Origin of the sequence: Candidatus Methanoplasma cognatum (assembly GCA_009777615.1) — an archaeon.
GTDB lineage: Archaea > Thermoplasmatota > Thermoplasmata > Methanomassiliicoccales > Methanomethylophilaceae > Methanoplasma > Methanoplasma cognatum.
In genome coordinates, this window is the sequence record WRLM01000002.1 from 188,392 (window position 1) to 206,565 (window position 18,174).

The 18,174-nt window shown below is 52.6% G+C and carries 21 protein-coding genes; 8 read left to right on the forward strand and 13 right to left on the reverse strand.

Annotation, left to right across the window (positions count from 1 at the left end; genetic code table 11):
* The first annotated feature begins 288 nt into the window (after positions 1 to 288).
* From FWG96_03840 to FWG96_03850, 3 genes are read left to right on the forward strand one after another with little or no spacing between them, the layout of a single operon-like run.
* Complete coding sequence (locus FWG96_03840; GenBank protein ID MCL2032383.1) at positions 289 to 642, forward strand: ferrous iron transport protein A; 354 nt, start codon at positions 289 to 291, stop codon at positions 640 to 642.
* Between the two features lie 11 nt (positions 643 to 653).
* Positions 654 to 2,768, forward strand: coding sequence for a ferrous iron transport protein B (feoB, locus tag FWG96_03845; protein ID MCL2032384.1), 2,115 nt, complete (start codon positions 654 to 656; stop codon positions 2,766 to 2,768).
* Complete coding sequence (locus tag FWG96_03850; GenBank protein ID MCL2032385.1) at positions 2,761 to 2,925, forward strand: hypothetical protein; 165 nt, start codon at positions 2,761 to 2,763, stop codon at positions 2,923 to 2,925. Before feoB ends, FWG96_03850 begins: the two co-directional genes overlap by 8 nt.
* A 2-nt stretch (positions 2,926 to 2,927) precedes the next feature.
* On the opposite strand, the gene FWG96_03855 is transcribed toward FWG96_03850, so the two are convergent.
* Together FWG96_03855 and FWG96_03860 are read right to left on the reverse strand one after the other, a co-directional pair.
* Positions 2,928 to 3,200 carry a DUF1634 domain-containing protein gene (locus tag FWG96_03855; protein MCL2032386.1) on the reverse strand — a complete coding sequence of 91 codons (273 nt, stop codon included), beginning with the start codon at positions 3,198 to 3,200 and terminating at the stop codon, positions 2,928 to 2,930.
* Entirely contained in the window at positions 3,197 to 4,018 is an 822-nt protein-coding gene (locus tag FWG96_03860; protein MCL2032387.1) for a sulfite exporter TauE/SafE family protein, read from the reverse strand. The genes FWG96_03855 and FWG96_03860 overlap by 4 nt, the downstream gene beginning before the upstream one ends.
* A 73-nt stretch (positions 4,019 to 4,091) precedes the next feature.
* Between FWG96_03860 and FWG96_03865 the strand changes: the two genes are divergently transcribed.
* The gene (locus tag FWG96_03865) at positions 4,092 to 4,946 is read left to right on the forward strand and encodes a THUMP domain-containing protein (protein ID MCL2032388.1); all 855 of its coding nucleotides are present in this window, start codon (positions 4,092 to 4,094) and stop codon (positions 4,944 to 4,946) included.
* Between the two features lie 20 nt (positions 4,947 to 4,966).
* Here FWG96_03865 and FWG96_03870 read toward each other — a convergent pair whose 3' ends face one another.
* On the reverse strand, positions 4,967 to 5,590 hold the full coding sequence (locus FWG96_03870) for a 50S ribosomal protein L15e (GenBank protein MCL2032389.1): 624 nt from the start codon (positions 5,588 to 5,590) through the stop codon (positions 4,967 to 4,969).
* A gap of 176 nt (positions 5,591 to 5,766) precedes the next feature.
* Between FWG96_03870 and FWG96_03875 the strand changes: the two genes are divergently transcribed.
* The 4 genes from FWG96_03875 (at position 5,767) to FWG96_03890 (ending at position 9,255) form a co-directional block, all read left to right on the forward strand.
* The gene (locus FWG96_03875) at positions 5,767 to 6,687 is read left to right on the forward strand and encodes a hypothetical protein (protein ID MCL2032390.1); all 921 of its coding nucleotides are present in this window, start codon (positions 5,767 to 5,769) and stop codon (positions 6,685 to 6,687) included.
* Positions 6,688 to 6,833: 146 nt separating this feature from the next.
* Positions 6,834 to 7,775 (forward strand): hypothetical protein, encoded by a 942-nt coding sequence (locus tag FWG96_03880; GenBank protein MCL2032391.1) that lies wholly within the window; start codon positions 6,834 to 6,836, stop codon positions 7,773 to 7,775.
* Positions 7,776 to 8,046: 271 nt separating this feature from the next.
* Positions 8,047 to 8,439 (forward strand): hypothetical protein, encoded by a 393-nt coding sequence (locus tag FWG96_03885; GenBank protein MCL2032392.1) that lies wholly within the window; start codon positions 8,047 to 8,049, stop codon positions 8,437 to 8,439.
* A gap of 96 nt (positions 8,440 to 8,535) precedes the next feature.
* Entirely contained in the window at positions 8,536 to 9,255 is a 720-nt protein-coding gene (locus tag FWG96_03890) for a hypothetical protein (protein MCL2032393.1), read from the forward strand.
* A 39-nt stretch (positions 9,256 to 9,294) separates the two neighbouring features.
* Here FWG96_03890 and FWG96_03895 read toward each other — a convergent pair whose 3' ends face one another.
* The 10 genes from FWG96_03895 to FWG96_03940 all read right to left on the reverse strand — a co-directional run bounded on the left by FWG96_03895 (position 9,295) and on the right by FWG96_03940 (position 18,046).
* Entirely contained in the window at positions 9,295 to 11,703 is a 2,409-nt protein-coding gene (locus FWG96_03895; GenBank protein MCL2032394.1) for a DNA polymerase II, read from the reverse strand.
* 4 nt (positions 11,704 to 11,707) lie between these two features.
* On the reverse strand, positions 11,708 to 12,895 hold the full coding sequence (locus FWG96_03900; GenBank protein ID MCL2032395.1) for a redox-regulated ATPase YchF: 1,188 nt from the start codon (positions 12,893 to 12,895) through the stop codon (positions 11,708 to 11,710).
* Between the two features lie 129 nt (positions 12,896 to 13,024).
* Positions 13,025 to 13,450 (reverse strand): hypothetical protein, encoded by a 426-nt coding sequence (locus tag FWG96_03905; GenBank protein MCL2032396.1) that lies wholly within the window; start codon positions 13,448 to 13,450, stop codon positions 13,025 to 13,027.
* A gap of 123 nt (positions 13,451 to 13,573) precedes the next feature.
* Positions 13,574 to 14,374 (reverse strand): 16S rRNA (adenine(1518)-N(6)/adenine(1519)-N(6))-dimethyltransferase RsmA, encoded by an 801-nt coding sequence (gene rsmA, locus FWG96_03910; protein MCL2032397.1) that lies wholly within the window; start codon positions 14,372 to 14,374, stop codon positions 13,574 to 13,576.
* Positions 14,371 to 14,919: a DUF655 domain-containing protein gene (locus FWG96_03915; protein ID MCL2032398.1), complete on the reverse strand. Its 549-nt coding sequence runs from the start codon at positions 14,917 to 14,919 to the stop codon at positions 14,371 to 14,373. The genes rsmA and FWG96_03915 overlap by 4 nt, the downstream gene beginning before the upstream one ends.
* 24 nt (positions 14,920 to 14,943) lie before the next feature.
* Positions 14,944 to 15,261: an RNA polymerase Rpb4 family protein gene (locus FWG96_03920; protein ID MCL2032399.1), complete on the reverse strand. Its 318-nt coding sequence runs from the start codon at positions 15,259 to 15,261 to the stop codon at positions 14,944 to 14,946.
* A gap of 21 nt (positions 15,262 to 15,282) precedes the next feature.
* Positions 15,283 to 15,576 carry a 50S ribosomal protein L21e gene (locus FWG96_03925; GenBank protein MCL2032400.1) on the reverse strand — a complete coding sequence of 98 codons (294 nt, stop codon included), beginning with the start codon at positions 15,574 to 15,576 and terminating at the stop codon, positions 15,283 to 15,285.
* Between the two features lies 1 nt (position 15,577).
* The gene (locus FWG96_03930) at positions 15,578 to 16,813 is read right to left on the reverse strand and encodes a tRNA pseudouridine(54/55) synthase Pus10 (GenBank protein ID MCL2032401.1); all 1,236 of its coding nucleotides are present in this window, start codon (positions 16,811 to 16,813) and stop codon (positions 15,578 to 15,580) included.
* 10 nt (positions 16,814 to 16,823) lie between these two features.
* Positions 16,824 to 17,369 carry a KH domain-containing protein gene (locus tag FWG96_03935; protein ID MCL2032402.1) on the reverse strand — a complete coding sequence of 182 codons (546 nt, stop codon included), beginning with the start codon at positions 17,367 to 17,369 and terminating at the stop codon, positions 16,824 to 16,826.
* Complete coding sequence (locus FWG96_03940; protein ID MCL2032403.1) at positions 17,366 to 18,046, reverse strand: serine protein kinase RIO; 681 nt, start codon at positions 18,044 to 18,046, stop codon at positions 17,366 to 17,368. Before FWG96_03940 ends, FWG96_03935 begins: the two co-directional genes overlap by 4 nt.
* Between the last annotated feature and the right edge of the window lie 128 nt (positions 18,047 to 18,174).

Sequence of the window (18,174 nt, forward strand, 5' to 3'; positions counted from 1 at the left end):
GGCGGTTCGCATTTTCTATTTCCCCTTCAAGCCGGAATAGGACGCTGCGCATACAGCGGAACGGCAGCAGCACCGCGCGCCTGCAGGATATCAGACGCGACTGCCTCTTGCGAACGGACCATCGGTACGCAGATGACAAGATGAGTGTGTGCGGGAGACTTGCCGATGCGGCCGCGAATTTTTCAGCTCTGGGTCTTTGGAAAGCGCTGTGGCTTCGAGCTGAACAGTGATGGCGTTATATGCTTTAGGTATGCCTAAATTTATATACTTTTAGGGAATCCTAAATTCATGGATAACAACTGTGATTGTGATTGTGCAAGCAGCTGTACGTGCGAGGGTAAGTGCACCGGAAACGTTTGCGTGCCCATGGACGAGGACTCCTTCAGATCCGAAAGCGGAGTGCCGCTGGTGACCGCAAGGATCGGCGAGGGCGGTAAGATCGTAAGGGTCTCCGGTAAACAGGAAATAAGGAAATTCCTCTGCGAACTCGGATTCGTTATCGGAGCCCGCGTATCCGTCGTGAACGAGAACTCTGGAAACCTGATCCTGGATGTGAAAGGGTCCAGGATAGCGATGGACAAAGCAATGGCTTCAAAGATATTCTTCACCCCCTCTCTGCCGGAAACGGCGGCTCAAAGGTAACCGGCGGGAAGATGACCGTAAGGATCGCTTTGGCGGGGAACCCTAACTCAGGGAAGACCACGATGTTCAACAGGCTCACCGGAAGCTCCCAGAGAGTCGGGAACTGGCCGGGGGTGACCGTTGAACGTAAGGAAGGCAGACTGAAGGGTGAGGATGACGCTATAATAGTCGATCTGCCGGGGATATATTCTTTGTCACCGTACTCTCCCGAAGAGGTGGTCTCCAGGGATTTCCTTCTGAAGGACAGGCCGGAGGCGGTGATCAACATCGTCGACGCCTCGAACCTGGAAAGGAACCTGTACCTGACCACTCAGATCGTTGAGGCCGGGATCCCGACAGTCATCGCGCTCAACAAGATGGACGCGGTTGCCAGAGAAGGCATAAAGATAGATCTGGGCAAGCTGTCCAAGGCCCTCGGATGCACGATCGTCGAAACGACCGCCCTCAAAGGGGACGGCGTCGAGGAACTTTCCCGCGCCGTCATGTCCGCCGTCGGGACGAAGGCAGATAACGCCCTCAGATACTCAAAGGAGCTGGAAGGATACGTTTCGACGGTCGAGGGTATCCTTCGGGGGGAAGTGCCCGAGGAGGCCGAGAGATGGTACGCCCTCAAGCTGCTGGAGAGGGATGAGAGACTAAAGAAGGACATCGACGGGGACGCCTGGGAGAGGATAGAGGCCGTTGTCTCTTCAATGGAATCGAAGATGGACAACGACGCCGACAGCATCATCGCCGAGGAAAGGTACTCTTTGATAGGGAGGATAGTAGGCGAATCTGTCGATAAGAGCGGCAGCGTAAGGAAAGGAGAGACCCGTTCGGACAGGATCGACAGGATCGTGACCAACCGCTGGCTTGGGATCCCCATATTCGCCGCCGTAATGTTCGCCATATATTTCATCGCGATAGAGACGATCGGGTCATTGGGGACGGACATTCTCAACGGTTACATAAGGGACACTCTGATGCCGTCCGCCGAAGGATGGCTCACCGACGCGGGGGTCGCGGACTGGCTGGTCGGGCTGATCGTCAAGGGGATCATAGGGGGCGTCGGGGCCGTAATAGGGTTCCTGCCGCAGATGATGGTGCTGTTCGTTATATTGGTAATGCTTGAGGAATGCGGGTACATGTCCAGGGTGGCCTTTGTGATGGACCACCTGTTCCGCAGGTTCGGTCTGTCCGGGAAATCCCTCATCTCCGTCCTGGTTGGGATGGGATGCGGCGTCCCCGGCATAATGTCGTCAAGGGCCATCCAGGGTGAGACGGAGAGGAAGATAACCGCAATGACGGTCACATTCATACCGTGCTCCGCAAAGCTTCCAGCCATTGCCCTCATAGCCGGCGCCCTGTTCGGAAAGAGCGCTTTTATAGCGATATCCGTCTATTTTATGGGAATATTGTGCATATTGATGTCCGGAATAATCATGAAGAAGTGGAGGTCCCTCGCGGGAGCCCCGTCTCATTTCATCATGGAACTTCCTCCGTATCACGCTCCGCATGCGTTCAGCGTCATAAGATCGACGCTGGAAAAGACGTGGTCCTTCGTAAAGAATGCCGGCACCTTCGTGCTGCTGGCGTGTGTGCTCGTATGGTTCCTGTCATCGTATGACTGGGGCATCAACAGCGTAGGCGCGGCGGATTCGATGCTGGCCGACATAGGCAACTCTTTGAAGTGGATATTCGTGCCGCTCGGATTCGGGGACGATTGGGAGTTCACCATGGCGACCATCACAGGTCTGCTTGCGAAGGAGAACCTTGTCGGTACGCTCGGAGTGCTATTCAGCCCCGGAGGAGGGGAGGAGCTTTGGGATGTCATAGGCGGCATGCTCACGCAGGCCGGAGGATATGCGTTCCTTCTGTTCAACATGATATGCGCTCCCTGCGTTGCGGCAGTCGGCGCGATGAGGAGCGAGCTCGGGTCCTGGAGAGGCGCCGCGAAGGCGGTCATTTACCAGTGCCTGCTGGCATATGCGATCGCCCTGATATTCTATCAGTTCGCTTCGGTATTCATGGGAAATGGTCTGGGATTGGGGATTGTGCCCGCGGTCATAGCTTTGGCAGCGCTGATCTACATGCTGGCCTCAAAGGACCCCTTCAGCATCTTCAGGAAGGTGAGGCGGGATGCTTAACGCGGCTACGTTTGCGGTAGCGGCCGCCGTTCTCATGGTGATCGCGCTCTCCGCATACTTCACATACAGGTCTCTTAAGCGGGGCGGGTGCTCATACTGCGGCGGGTGCCCTAAAGCCGAGGATCCGGCCTGTGAAGGATGCAGGAAGAGGGAGTGACCTCAGCTCATCAGGATGGACAATATCAGGAACACCAAGATCATGGCGGCAAGAACCGACGCCGTTCTGACCCATTTCCAGTCCTTTTCGGCTACGAGGTGGAAAAGCGTCGTCAGGACGCCTATGAAAGGGGACGCTATCAGCACAAGGGCGCCCAGCCACATGATCCTGTCTCCTACGTCCTGTTCCGAAAGGACCAGCCCCGCCGCGAGAAGGGCGATCCCCGCGAAGAGACAGCATTTCAGGGAGAGGGATGTGGCGTCGCTCATTTTCATAACACACCACCTGCCTCAAGGAATATTATCACCGATATGGCAAGGAGCAGTATCGAGAAGTATCTCCTCATCGGGCCCGCGTCGATCAGCCTAGAGGCCCTTGTGCCGATGATCGAGCCGAGGAATGCGCCCACGGCAATCGCGGCGGCATAATCCAGAAGAAGGTCCCCGTGTATGAAGTAGACGATCGCGCCGGAGAATGCGGTTATCCCGATCATATAGCTGCTTGTCGCGGTTGCGACCTTTATGGGTACGCGCATGTGAATGTTCATCAGAGGGATCTTGATGGTCCCCCCTCCCACGCCGGTCAATGAGGACAGGACGCCGGCGGCGGTACATGCCAAAAGGCCGCTTTTGACGTTCTTGACCTCATATCTCTTAACGGTGTGGTCCTTGCTGTCTGAGTATGAGAAGTTCATACTCCCTTCCCCCTCCGAGTGCTCGATTATCCTCTCTTTTCTGAGGATCATGCTCACGGCGCTGTAGATCAGCACGCAGCCGAACATGAAAAGCAGGACCCAATTCGCGGCATACATGGCAAAGAAAGCACCCGCCATCGCGCCTATCGATGTTGTTATCTCAAGCAGGAGTCCCAGCCTTATGTTGGCGGAGCCGTTCTTCACATAGAACGAAGCGGCCCCGGCGGAGGTGGCGATTATCCCCGTCAGACTCACGGCCACGGCCTCGCTTGCGGAAAGGTCGAACAGAATTGTCAGCACCGGGATGAAGATAATGCCGCCGCCTATGCCGAAAAGGGCGCCGATGGTGCCCGCACCGATCCCTATCGCAACAAGGGCAATGATCAGCAGAGGGTCCATGTTCCTGTGAATACTTCGGAATTATTAATTTTTGACGTGAAATAATATATCGGAAATGAGCATTCAAAGGTCAGTGCCAATAATACTTGCAAGATATTCAGAGATCGGCCTCAAGAGCACGCCGGTCCGCGTTAAATTCGAGAACAGACTGAGAGATAATATGATGTCGATGCTGGCCGCCGACAGAGTGGAGGCGCTGGTAACGAAGAAGGACGCAAGGTTCTACGTTGAGGCGGACGACATCGACGCGGCGGTATCTTCCGTGAAGAGGGTGTTCGGCATATCGTCTCTGTCCGTGGCGGAGGTCTGCTCCTCAGAAATGGAGGACATATGCTCGACCGCCGCGAATTACTCGCTGAGCAGACTTAAGGCCGGAGAGTCCTTCGCCGTCAAGGCGAGAAGGGAAGGTAGCCATAACTATACGAGCCTGGACGCCGGGAGGGAGGTCGGTTCCGCAATATTCCTTGCCAACGAAGACAAAGGCGTCAAAGTTGACCTCACGAATCCGGACGTCACGTTCTATCTGGAGATCAGGAATAATAAAGCGTTCATCTTCGGTTCATACGTAAGATGCCATGGCGGCCTTCCGTTAGGCACGCAGGGGAAGGTCATCGCGGAAGTGCGGAACGAAAGGGATGTCCTTTCGGCGTGGCTGATGATGAAGCGGGGCTGCAAGGCGATCGTCAAAGGGGATAAGCAGCCGCTGCTGGAGAGGTATGACCCGGAGATAAAATACGGGGAAGAGCTGTCTCCGGACATACTGGGTATTGTAAAGGGAATATCGTTGCAGGAGCTGGAAAGCCTGTCAGTATCAGACTATGGGATACCTTTGTTCTTTCCCACCGTCGGCATGAGCGACAGGGAAGTATCTTCAATGCTTGAAGCGATAAAAGAAGAATCGGCCCCGTCCGGAAGGACGGGACAATGAGTTTAGTGTTTTGAAGAGGGTTACTTCCCCTTTCTTCCCTTGGCCTCTATCGAAGGTCTGATCTTTTCGGCGCCTTTGCCCTTGTTCCTAAGGCCGCGTCCCGCTATTCCGGCGGACGTTAGCCCGCGGTATACGCGGTTCTTGTTGGCGCTGTCGCAGATCCAGTTGATCTTCGGGTCGGCCTTGATGACGGGGTGCGCCGGATCGACGAGTATTATCTCATACCACTCATGCTGCCCGTCCGCGCCCACCCAGTACGAGTTGAGCACCTCTAAGTTGGGGTATCTCTTCGCGGTCCTTTCCTCGGCCATTCTCTGGAGGCTCTTTCCGGTGGTTATCTTGTTGATACCTTTCCGCTTCGCCCTCCTTCCGGCGGTGATGGCTCTCTTTCTGAACGAACCTTTCCTTACTCTGCCCCTTACCACGACGTAACCCTGTTTGGCCTTGTAACCGAGGGCCCTTGCCCTGTCAAGCCTCGTGGGCCTCTCGACCCTGATGAAGTTCTCTTCTCTCCTCCATTGGATCTTTCTCTCGTGGTTGAGCTCTTTCAAATAGGTCTTGCCCGGGTTTTTCCAGGCATCCCCAATATAACTGTACATGCTTTTCCCGTTCACCGGGCGCGCATCCTGACCTTCGTCACTCATTTTCTCACCTTTTTCGGATTCACCCCGGAGGGCACATTTCCGCCAGAACATTGAGTTCTGTACTACCGTCCATACAAATGACCTATTTAAAGGTACTTTCGTTAAAGGCGGCAGGTGCGGGCTATAAATACGCACAGTCAGATTCTGTGTCTTGGTACTTACAAGGAGGAGAAACCATGGAATTTAAGAGTAAAATGCGAGAGGACAGATCAGGAATATCTACAATCCTTATCGTCATAATCGTCGCCGTCATTGTTGTCGTGGCAGCCGCCGCGGCATATGTGGTCTTGTCCGGCGATGACAATAAAGAGGAGACTGTAAAAGAGACTGTGGCACCCGGGTCGTTGATGATATATGAAATTTCTGCGTTCGGAATGGTAGTCGGAGGATTTACGATGGAAGTGATCGGACAGAACACTGATGAATATTTCATGAAGACAACAACGACCTATACAGGTCTATTGACGACATTCGAATATTCCTTAGAATCTAAAGGTATGGATGAGGGTTGGAAGAAGACAGGCACCACTCAAATCGATACGGTCTACTACGGCAGAAAGAACGTAGACGTATGGGAACTTACTGAAGGCGGGGTCACTTCAAAGTCTTATGTCGATACCTCAAACATAGATTTGTTATACAAGATGGATCTTATAATAGACGGAACTCCTGCTGTGGCAGACTTGAAACAATATGAGTTTAAGTGGCAGACCTCATATGAGGAGTCGGAGTCAATAGGCATGACCTATGAATACTCTGGGACATCAACTGACGGGAGCCTGTATACCTGCAAAGTGGTATGCGTCGCAGACTGCACAGGGGGCAAATACGGAGTAATGTATGACATTGGGGGCGGCAAATCATATTTCCTCAGCGACAACCCGCAAGGATTACCCGCGGACGCTGTGAATAAAGGCACCACAAGCACTATCGGTTCTCCATTAGACGGCAATGTGCTCGTCCAGCAGTGGGTATTCGAGGGTTTGGGCGGAGATATCCAATTTTACTATGACCCTGTGACGCACATCGTGTACAGATTCATCATTCAGGATGAGGATGGAAATCTGATAACCTTTAATCTTAGCAAGAAGCCTTGAATAAATGCAGAAAATACCTTTCAAACAACTTTCTTTTTTTATAATTCTCTCATCGAGCACGGCTTTTTAATAACACAACAGATGGGCAGACTACTTATACGCACTGTCTGATTTGGCCTTGGTACTTGCTACAAGGAGGAGGAACCATGGAATTTAAGAGTAAAATGCGAAAGGACAGATCGGGAATATCCACGGTCCTGATCGCTATTGTTGTAATAGTCGTGGTGGTCGTGGCTGCCGCAGCGGCGTATGTCGTCTTGTCTGGTAATGACAACGACGACGGAGAAAAAGAAGCCATAGCTCCCGGAACGGTGCTGGAATATGATATGTCATTATTTGGGGTCGTCGTTTTCGCGACATATAAGGTGGACATCGTTGGACAGAATGCAGATGAATATTTCATCAAGGTCACTCAAACCTTTGTTGAAGGGGGGTTAGAGTACTCTGCCTACACAGTAGATTCGAAAGGAATACCAGATGGAGCGACGAGGACCGGCACCACTCAGCTCGATACTATCCACGGCAGTAAAACTGTGAACATATGGGAGCAAACCGAGGACGGAGAAACTGTGAAATCCTATGTCGATCCCTCGAACCAAATGTTGATGTACAAGCAAGAAGGAATGGCGGAGGGGCTTCCTATAACGCTCGATCTGACGAAATATGAACCCGTCTGGCAGACCTCGTACGAGGAGTCGGAGGCAATCGGTACGGTCTATGAATACACAACTATAGTCGGAGGACACAGCTATGACCGCGACATGGTATGTGTCGCAGACATCACAGGCGGCAAGTATGGGATGTCTTTTGATGTGTCAAACCTCCGCGACACCGACGATGTAGGTAAGTTATGCTACATCTCCAACTATCCGGAGGGGCTACCGGCGGACGCCGTTAAAGTCGGAGGGATAATCACCATTGGCGCGGCGAATTACGGCAATGTGCAGGTCGAGAAGTGGAGTATGTCCGTGACGAATGAATCCGGAATAACGATAGGTGCATCGTTCTACTGTGACCCTGTGACCCACACCGTATATAGGGCCGTGTTCGATGAGAGCGGAACGCCGATTACATTTGAACTCAAATAAACCCACATGAATTGGGAGTAAACAGCTTCTCAAACACTTTATTTTTTATATCTCTTATGTGGCGTATCAAGCAGGGCCCACTCTTGCTTTGATAAACAGTTCTTCTGACAGTAGCGACGAACCGTCCAGAAGCTGAGCCGGAGACGGAGGCTGAAGGATGTTCGAACGGACATTTACGAGGGGCTTATAAACACAGCCGCCCATTTGCGATGGGTGTGTCGCAAGCGGCATGCGATCCAAGCAGAAAATAAACTTAAAAAGAGGCATATGTGTGATTGAAGATAGAAGAGAATGGTGGTTTATTTACATTATAACCGTTTTCACTGCTCTGACAGTCTTCTTTACGTTTATGACCTATGTCTCATTTTATTTTATTCTTTTGGCGTTTATTTTTATGTTTGTGGTTTTTGTCACAGACTGGGTTACGTTTGATATGAGCTTTTATAGCTGGTTTAACCAAATAATAAGAGAAGCTGAAGGAAATACAAAGAAAGGAAAAAAAAATAGATGGGAATGGACAATGGAAATTGAAGGATATAGAAAAGATGGAACCACGATAAAAAGAACAAAGCGGTCCATTTGGATAGCAGGGACAGTAGGGACAATGATATGCATTCTTTGTTTAGCTCTGATGATCTACCTTATCCCTCCGGCACTGTTTTGACGAAGATAAAATGATATGGGGGCGCTCCCCCTTCATCCGATGGCTTTCTTCATTGATTCTATCCCTATATAAATAACAAATAAGATACGGGATTGAATGGCCGTCGCAATAGTCTGTCCGAAGCATTCTATAAATCCCGCATTATTGGCTATGCTAGCCGAAACCACATCGGGGAAAGTACTGAAGATCATCGGCAGTAAAAAAGAGAATGATATCACAGGATACGATGAGGCGATCATCGTCTATCAGTACTCTTTATCGTCCATCAATAGTGACTTCATAAGATTTTGTGAGAAAAGAAACAACTTAAAGAAGGTGACGCTGGTGATTGACATACCGGTGTTCCATATCGAAAAGAATCCAGAATGGATGAATAATGCAAAGGAATTGATATCGTTTTTCAGTTCTCAATATAAAGAAAGAGAGGTAAGAGCGGCTGTAATGAACGTTGGCGATCTGGATGTATTGGTTCAGAGGAAGTACGCAGATGAGTTGGAGGCAAGGTTCTTAGCCGTGATGAACAAAACCGAATTGTCAAGGTGTAATGTGGCAATTGTGTTCAATGCAAGATCTGATGAGCGTAAGGAAATAAGCGAAACTAAGGGAAGCATAATCGCAATTGTCCTTATAATCTTAATGTCCTTCTCTTTAATTATTCGTATTATACGTCATCTCTCTCATGCGCTGTGGATGGGTATAATGTGTTCTTTAGTGCCTATATTTATTATATTGAGATATCTGGGGCGCCGGGGTGATCAATTTGCGTATTGGAACGGAGATATTTTTTTCCACCCACCAATAAGCCGGAAACCATGAAACCCAGTTACCAAAATGTTTGGGGGAGTTTCCTTTCAATCAAAAGAAATCTTCGAGTCTGGGACTCTTCGAGGCGGTCTTCGGCGCGGCAGCCTCCTTCTTCTTTTTCTCCGAGGTATCCCTCGTTCCGTGATCGACATCGAAGAGCGTTGACTGCTGGCTCCCCATCATGAGGTCCTTCTCCCCCCATCCGAATACCTCGGTTATTCTGGAGGCTGTCTGCGCCAGCCTTTCCGCATAGTATCCGAAGTCCGGGTCTCCCTCGAAATCCGCGCCGCTCACATAAGGTTCGACCTCCTGCGGCACTATATTCCCGTTAGTGACTATCCATGATACTTTCATTCCCGGTATGAAGTCGTACCCTTTCTCGATCAGCTTCTTGGCGGCCTGCACATTGCTCATTCTCTCCGGATTCTCGTAAACGTTCAATCCCCTGCAGGTCCTGGAGATAACAAGCTCGGACACATCGACCTTCTTGGCAAGCGTATCCCTGATGACCTTTTTGACCAGAGCTACCGCGTCCTCGTTCTTCTCGTCAAGTATCTTCTCGAACAGCTCCATCAGAAGGCGGCTCTGCAGCTCGAATGAATCTGACCTCCTTATCTCGTACCCTCTGACCAGAAGTTCCTCCGACCTCACGGGCCAGACCACTCTCCCCACATATCTCTTCTTCTTTCCGTGGGAGAAGAGGGGCTCCAGCAGCTTTTCGAACTCCAGCGTGCCGCCTTCCGTGGAGAATCTCTTCGCCATCCCTTTACCGAAATCGACGGAGCCGTCCAGATCGTTCACGGGAGACTGCATGAACACGGAGTCGGTGTCGGAATAGATCACGGTTATCCCCTCCTTCCCGACCTCACCTATTATCCTCTTAACGTTATCCCTCGCAAAAGCGGTTATCGCCGCGCCGATGTTCTTGTCCGTGAAACGGTAGAAGGATGATGCGAAAACGCCGTAGAAGGTGTTCATCAGCACCTTCACGGCCTCCTGAAGGCCGTTGAGGTATCTTCGTTCCACATCATCCGATGCGGATCTCATCCTTTCTTTGATCTCATCCCTTTGGCGCATAAGGTCGCTCAGTATCTTCGGGAGGATACCCACTCTTTTGTCCGGGGACAGGAACCTCGCGCCGGAGGGCGCCGAAATGGTGCCCTGGGGGGAAAGAGTGGTGAAGCATATGTTCTTCGCTATTATCAGCGAAGGATACATCGATTTGAAATCGAGCACGCATACCCAATGATAGAGCCCGGGGTTCATCGTGTGGACGTATCCTCCCTCTATCGGGTCCCCCGATTCTCTCCTCCCGGTCATCGGGACGCCTACTTTCTGTCTGTCAGCTTCCCTGATGAGAAGCGAATCCGCAAGCTGGGAAGAACCGGCATTGAGCGCGTCGTCAAGCGGAAGCTTCGAAACGGTAGAAAGGTCCATGCCTTTCCTCACGGTACCTATCTTCAAAAGGATCTTGAGGGCAAGTTCCGCATCCTTTATGCAGTACTCTATCACCTTCTCCCGGTTGTTCTTCCATTCCTCGTCCATTTTCTTGGGATCCACGTCAAGCTTGGACTCTCCCAGCACCTGAAGCGAAATGGCGTTCAGGGTCTCCTGCTTAGGCCGCAGCTCGCGCTTCGCGGCCCACCAAGCGTCCACCACGATGCGCCCTTTAAGTCTCCAGAATCTCTCGTTGACCACCCGCGGTTGCCCCATATCCCTCCCCCATGGCAGCGCGTCCTTCATTTTGTTGGCCTGGGCCCTTTCCATGATCTTTCTGATGTCATAATTATCGATGTTGTATCCCGTTATGATGTCTGGGTCTTCTTTTTTTATCAGTTCTGCGAACTTGGTTATGATGTCCTTTTCGCTACCTGTCAGAGGCTCACAGCTCCGGTATGCTCCGTCCTCCTCGACGACCGAACATATGGTGTAGATGAAATCATGCTGGATGCTGTTCTCGATATCGAACGAAAGGAACCTCAATCCCGGATCGAACGACTCTATGTTCTCGAAGGAGGACATCCTGAAGATTATGTCCGTGGCATACGGGCCGGTCGCTCTCTCGCCCGTCACCCTTATGCATGAGCCCATGTCATTATCGTAGACGAACCGGTGGTGGAAGGGGATGTCCGCCGCGAGTACGACGTACCCTTTCTTTTTCCATTCGTTGCGGTACTCCGGGACCTTCCAGGGATATTTGACCGTCGCTTTGAGCACCTCGTGGAAAGAACCTTTGTAGAAAAGGCGGTCCCGTTCCGTCTTCAGCACCTCCGGGTCCCTTGTCAGGACCGTTTCGGCATCGTCCTTGGGGTCGACTATGAAGAAGTAAGGGTCGAACCCGTAGTAAAGGATGGTGACGGACTTCTTCTCTCTGGTCTTTCCGAACAGCTCCACGAACACATCCCCGTTCGCATCGCTGCTGTATGATGCCGTTATGAGTCTTACGTCCATCATCTCCATGCTATCACTTGTTCGCCACTATCCGGACGACGTCCCCGTCCTGGAGCACATAGTCCGCTCCGACCGTCCTTTTTGTCCTGGCGTTGATCGCTCTTATGAATTTGTCCCCGAGTTCCGTGTGTACTTTGTATGCAAGGTCCCTTGCGGTCGAGCCTCTGGGGACGAGGAAGCAATCCGGCAGAACGCGCCCGAAATGATCGGTGTATTTAGATTCGTCCTCCACAGGATACACCGCAATGAGGTCCAGAAGCTTGAAGACGCAATCTTCCAGACATGCCTGCACCCCTGTGCCGTTTTGCTCTTTCATTTTCTCTGCCATGTAATCAAGGGCCTTTTTCTGCCCTTCGGTGAGCGCGACGCCGGGCTTGACTGTAAAGCCAGTATTGCCGGGAACATAATCTATGAGCCCCGCGGCTCCGGCCTTCTTCAGTGCGAGTTCCGTCTCGGCAAGAGTGGGGACGGCTTTGTCGCCCATTTTTCTCAGTTTGTCAAGGTTCTCGGGGGGAGAGATGTCCGCTTTATTCATTGCGATGATCATAAGTTTGGATATCTCCCTTATCCTGATGCATAGTGCCAGCAGCTTCTCGTCATCCCACAGGGTCGGGTCCTGCGGCAGCTCCACATGTCTCAGGGCCTCTTTGATCTGCCCCTCCGTCACGTTCAGTCCGGCAAGTCTCTCCTGCAGTATGGTCTCCGGTTTGCTTCCCTGCATCTTTGCCTGTCTGGCTATTTTGCTCAGACCGTTCTTTATTATCTCCCTCATCCAAAGGGCTATCTCCCTTCTCAGGAACACGACGTCCTCCGCGGGATCGCACCCGCCTTCAGGGACAACAATGCCTTCAATGTTCGTGGTCCCGCTTGCGTCCACAACGTTGATGAACGCATCCGCCTGCCTGAGGTCGTCCAGGAACTTGTTGCCCAGCCCCTTTCCTTCCCAGGCATCTGGAACAAGGCCGGCCACGTCCAAAAGCTCGATCGGTACCATCCTTGTTCCGCCGATGCACGCGGAGTTGTGGGGCGTGCACTGAACCCCCAGATCCCTGCACGGACACGGCGTCCTGACGTATGCGATGCCCTTGTTAGGCTCTATCGTTGTGAAGGGATAGTTCGCGATCTCCACCGGCGCCATCGTCGCGGCGCCGAAGAACGTCGATTTCCCGACGTTCGGTTTTCCTACTATGCCGACCTGCATATGATCCTATCTGTATCGGGTTCAGGTTGTTATACATTTACTGCCGGCCGCGCCGCGGCGGACTTGCGTCTTATGCGAATGAGAAATAAGGGTGAGGGGACTCGCCCCTCTGAAAAGGTTGGGTGCCGTTCAGATGCCGAAGAACTCTTTGACCTTCGGGCGGAACAGATAGTACAGTATCAGCACGATGACGAGCAGGGAGATCGCGAACGGGAGCACGAACACCGCATCCAAGCCGTCTGCCGTGATCACCAGATACATTGAGTACAGCATGAGGATCAGGCCTATCCCGTACAGGAGCACCGCTATGTACCATGCGATGGACCATCCCCGCCAGATCGAGATACCGATTATCAGCAGTATCAGGGCGCCGATGATCCCGCCGTATCCGATGAATTCTACGCTGCCTATGTATTCCGCAAGGTCTACGCCAAGGTCCGCGAATATCGTGTCCGCGAACAGCGCCAGCGCCGACATGACAAGTATCAATACCGCCGCCAATATAGTGAAGAATCCGATTATTGCAATCAATATGGGTCTGCTTTTGCCTTCCATGATAATCCATTGGCCAACAAGTTTATATAGATTCCTCTCACCCCGTGCGGTTTCCCCACATATCCAGCCAAAAAATTACATTCAGATAAGCTCTTCCTCCGGCAGACCGAAACATGGCCGATATTACCCTTTAAATCCCCCGCTGCACAGGAATATAGAATTGGCGATATCCGCGATCTCAGCCGGCCGGAGATCTTCTATCCTCGATTCCAGAAACGGGACGTTCCAGCCTTCTTTGATCATACCGGCCGCTCTTAGAGATGTTCCTATCTTCTTTCGTCTGTGGTTGAACGTGGCCTCTGTTACCCTAAAGAACGATCCTTCATCGAACACCTTGAACGGGGCGGGTCTGGGCATGATCTCGACTATCGCCGAATCAACCTTCGGCTGAGGTTTGAATCTGGAACTCGGCACCTTTTCCAAGATCCGGCAGTCCGCTTTGTAGAACAGGTTCACCGTAAGCCGGGAGTAATCCGGGCTGCCCACGTCCGCGGTCATCCTGTCGGCGAATTCTTTCTGTACCATGACGACCCCCCTCTTGAAATCATGTTCCAGAAGCTTGAATATTATCGGCGTGGACACGCTGTAGGGGAGATTGCTGACGAACACGTCGAAGGGAGGGAAGGGGACCTTGACCGCATCCCCTCTTATCAGGCAAAGTCTCCCGCCGTATTCTTTCTCTATGTGGCCGGCCAATGCGTCGTCGATCTCGATACACGTGACGTCGCCCGTGCGTTCGATGAGCCTTGACGTCAATATGCCCAGTCCCGGTCCGATCTCCAGCACTCTGTCTCCGGGGGATATCTTCGCAAAATCAACCTGGCGGTCTGCGACGCGGTCATCTGTGAGAAAGTTCTGCCCTTTGCTTTTCTTAGGGATAACGCCGGTCTCGGCCATCAGTCTGCCGGTCTCTCCTCTGTTCATTTGGACACGAAGAGATAGCGTTTCATGCTGTTGTCGGTCAGTTCAAGCACGATCCGCGCAGATATGAGCTTCTCCGGGTTCTTGATCACCGCGCGTTCGCTCAGGTCCTTGAAGTCCTTGAAGTGTCCGTTCTTTGCGCGCTCGTCGAGTATGGCCATCATGGTCTTCTTGCCGAGGCCCGGAAGCTCTTCCAGCAGGTGCTTCCTCATGGATATCGGTTCCGCCTCGTTGAAGAATCTTATGAACCTCTGCTGGTTCGCCAGAACGATCTCGCTGACGCAGTATTCCAGCTCGGCTACCGCGCCGTGCGTGAGCTCCGACGGCCCGACGCGTCTTTTCACATGGTCGATGGCGGTCCTCTTTGCGGCGTCCTTACCGATGTATACCCTCTCGCCGATGTTGATGACGGCGTCCGGTTTAGGGACGAGTTCAAAAAGTTTGAACTCATCATCGCCCAAAGCATAGCACAGCGGCTCCTTCTTTGAGAAATTGCCGCTCGGCACGCCCTGCGAAAGATAATCCAGTATGTATGCGAATTCTTCCACCGTGATCCCTCACAGAGAATAGTATTACAGATATTTACCCACTACCTCGATTATCTGGTCAATGGTCTGGGGTTCGATCGCAAGTCTTTCTTTCGAGAAGATCGCCCGCACGTCCTCGGGGTATTGGGGGAGAAGGTCCGCTATCTTGACCGCGGCGAACTCGCTGACGCCCTCTATGGCGCTGACCTCCTCTACGATCTTCCGGGAGTTCTCGGCCGACACGGAGCATACTGTCCGCGCGTGCTCCATAGCAGCCTTTTGTGTAGTAAGAAGCTCTCTCTTTTCATGCTCTTCCGAGAGAAGGTCCCTGACCTCGGCCAGTGTTATGTACTGATCGGACATAGGATCACCGTCGAAAAGTGTTCATTCCCTGTTCCTTACAAGGTGCTCAGGGCGCGCTACGACCATCTTGGTCTTGTTGCCGTCCTTTACATTGATCTCATACGCGGCCCCCCTCGGACCGATGACGACGCCGGTAAGCCCATGGAATCTGGAAAATGGCATACCTTTGTGAACGCTGGGATCAATGATGATGTTGACCTTCTCTCCTGCTTCGAACTGCTGGAAAGCCTTCGTTATGGGCGAAAGTCCGTGCGCCCTCGGTTTTTTCTTCAGGAGCTGGCGGGTCTTTGTCCTTGTTCCTCTGGATGCCTGCATCTTAATCCCTCGTTGGTTCTTGGTAATTGATCGCTATCACGTCGAGCGTCTGCACGGCGCATCGTATGCCGAGCGCGTCGGAGAAGTTCGGCGCAGTCCTTCCCTCGTCCCCGGAAACGAACTCCTTGACATATGTCCCGGATTCCGTGTTCAGAGTCAGGTCGAACACATCATCGCCTATCATCTCCGCCTTGACCCATAGGATCCTCCTTTTTCTCACAAGGTCGGCACGTCTGTGCTCCACCCTGCGTGGCGTCCTCTGGTCAATGTGGACATTCTCGAATGATAAGGCTACCTCATTTACTCTTTCTTTATTAACTTTACCCTCAGCTTTGACCCTAACCTTGTATGTTTTGTCGGGGTCAGCGCCTTTGTACTCCTGCACGGCACCGCGGGGAACGAAGTGCAGACAGGTATATCCGGCAAGATCTGACGCGTTAGCCCTCTTTTCAAGCTCGTCGAGGTCGATATCCCTTACCCGAGGTCTGCTTATCTCCAGCACGAACGGCCTCCCTTCGCCCAGCATGCAGGCGTCTATGTCCTCCCGCCCCATGCCGTGGAAGAAATGCTCCTCCCCTCCGGACATCTCCAGCGCTATGTCGCCGATTATCTCCTGCACGGACGTTTGGTACATCTTGCCCGTGTCGCTGCATCTGGCACACCCTCTGCCTTTGCAGGCCCTGCAGGGCCATATGGTCTGGGGTATCTCGCGGCTGTATTTGTAATACCTTCCGGCGATGAAGACCGGAGCGATATCCAGCGTGACGTCCGCGAACCTGGTGTCGACGCAGGCCACTACCTGCGGATTCTTGAACTCGACCGGGCGGTTGATAAGGGGAAGGGCGAGCTTTCCGATCTCTCTGTTGAGCTCCGTCTTGATGGATTCGGTATTCTCAAGCCCGTACGTCTCCCAGAGGGCTTTCTCTCTGTCGGAGATCTCCGGCTCTACTCTGGAACCGACGAGGAAATTGTCCGAACGTACGCCGTTTACGCTTTCGGCCACGGCATTTGCGAACCTGTCCATAAGATCGAACACGTTCTCGCAGAGGCCGCAGACGTCCGGGGCCGGGATATCCTTTCCGTTCACGGACAGAGCCTCTCTGATCATCCTGCCGCGTACGTCGTTGGTCATCCCCGTCCCGATTTTTCCGAACATCCTTCCGAGGCAGCGGTCGCACAGGCCGCATGATGCCGGCCCTTCCGCCTTATCCAGGATCTCCAAGGTCCAGTCTTCCATAGCATTACGCTCACAGGTCAAAACCCATCTCGGCGATCCTGAGCCTTGGGCGCTGGCTTTCCAGATAATGGTATACGGTGGCATGCTCGCTTCCGTTCAGGATGAGTTCCACCGCATGTTTTGCTACCGGAAGGCTGATGGAATTCCCGATCAGGGATACGGTGTTCCCGTACACCGACATGTAGCAGCCGGTAAGCTCCTCTATGATCCTTCTGGTCTTTCCGCCGGTGCCTATAAGCCTTCCTCTTACCCTCCCCAGCTGGTTGGGTCTGCTCCCGGCAACATCCTTCAGGTCTATCGTTTCGAAGTATTCGTCATCCTCGAAAAGCCGTACCGCTTTGTCAGGGTTGAATCCTCTCCCTATTGCTTTGATCACATCCATGATCTTGAGGGCCATAAGGGGGTCGGTGCCTTCGGCCTCTTCATTGAAAAGGACCAGTCCTTCGGCGTCGATATCCAGCTTTATCCCGGATGTCTTTTCCAGCATCTTCTTTGTTTCGCCGCTCTTTCCTATGAGTGTACCGACGCGGTCATTCGGTATTTTTACAGACCTCATTCCTCATCCTCTCCGTCGTCATCCGTACCGTTCAATATTTCATCCATTATCTTATCGGGACTTATCACGTCCGCCCCTCTGTTCCTGAAGAAACGGTTGACGTTGTTGATGTCCCTTATCAATAGGTCCTTGGCGTTGAAAAAGTCATTGGCCATGGCCTGTCCGCAGTCTATCAGTATAGGCTGGCCTTCCCAGACCAGCACGTTGTACTCGCTGAGATCCCCGTGTACAAGGTGGGCGTCCTTCCACCCGTCTATGATGAAAGAGAGGACCTCGTCGTACATCTCCGTCGGATCATCCAGCGTAACATCCTTAAGCTGGGGGGCCGGACCGCTCTCCCCGCCTATGTATTCCATCAGAAGGCAGTTCTTGTCAAATGTTATCGGCTCCGGCACGGGCAGTCCCGCCTCGGCGTATCTCTGGAGGTTCTTGAACTCCTTGTTGGCCCACGCGTAGATCAGTTTCCACCGGTTGCCGGCAACACCCCTGAACCTGGGGTCGCCCTCGATATATCTGCCGACGTTCTTGAAGGTCGACGTGGAGGTCCTGAAGATCTTGAGTGCGACCGGGTCCCCGTCCTCGTCCGTAGCGTAGAAAACGTTCCCTTCCTTTCCGGTGGAGATCGGATACTGCACAGTGTCGATGAAACCGCTTTTCATGAGCTCATAGATGGTCATCAGAGTCTTCTTGTCAAAGACCTCTCCGTCCGTCTGGCGCTCGTCACCCGTCTTATTGGTCTTCAGGGCGTCTACGCGCTGTTCAAGATAAGAGAATTTCTCGTCGTAGGAGGGCAGTCAGAACACCA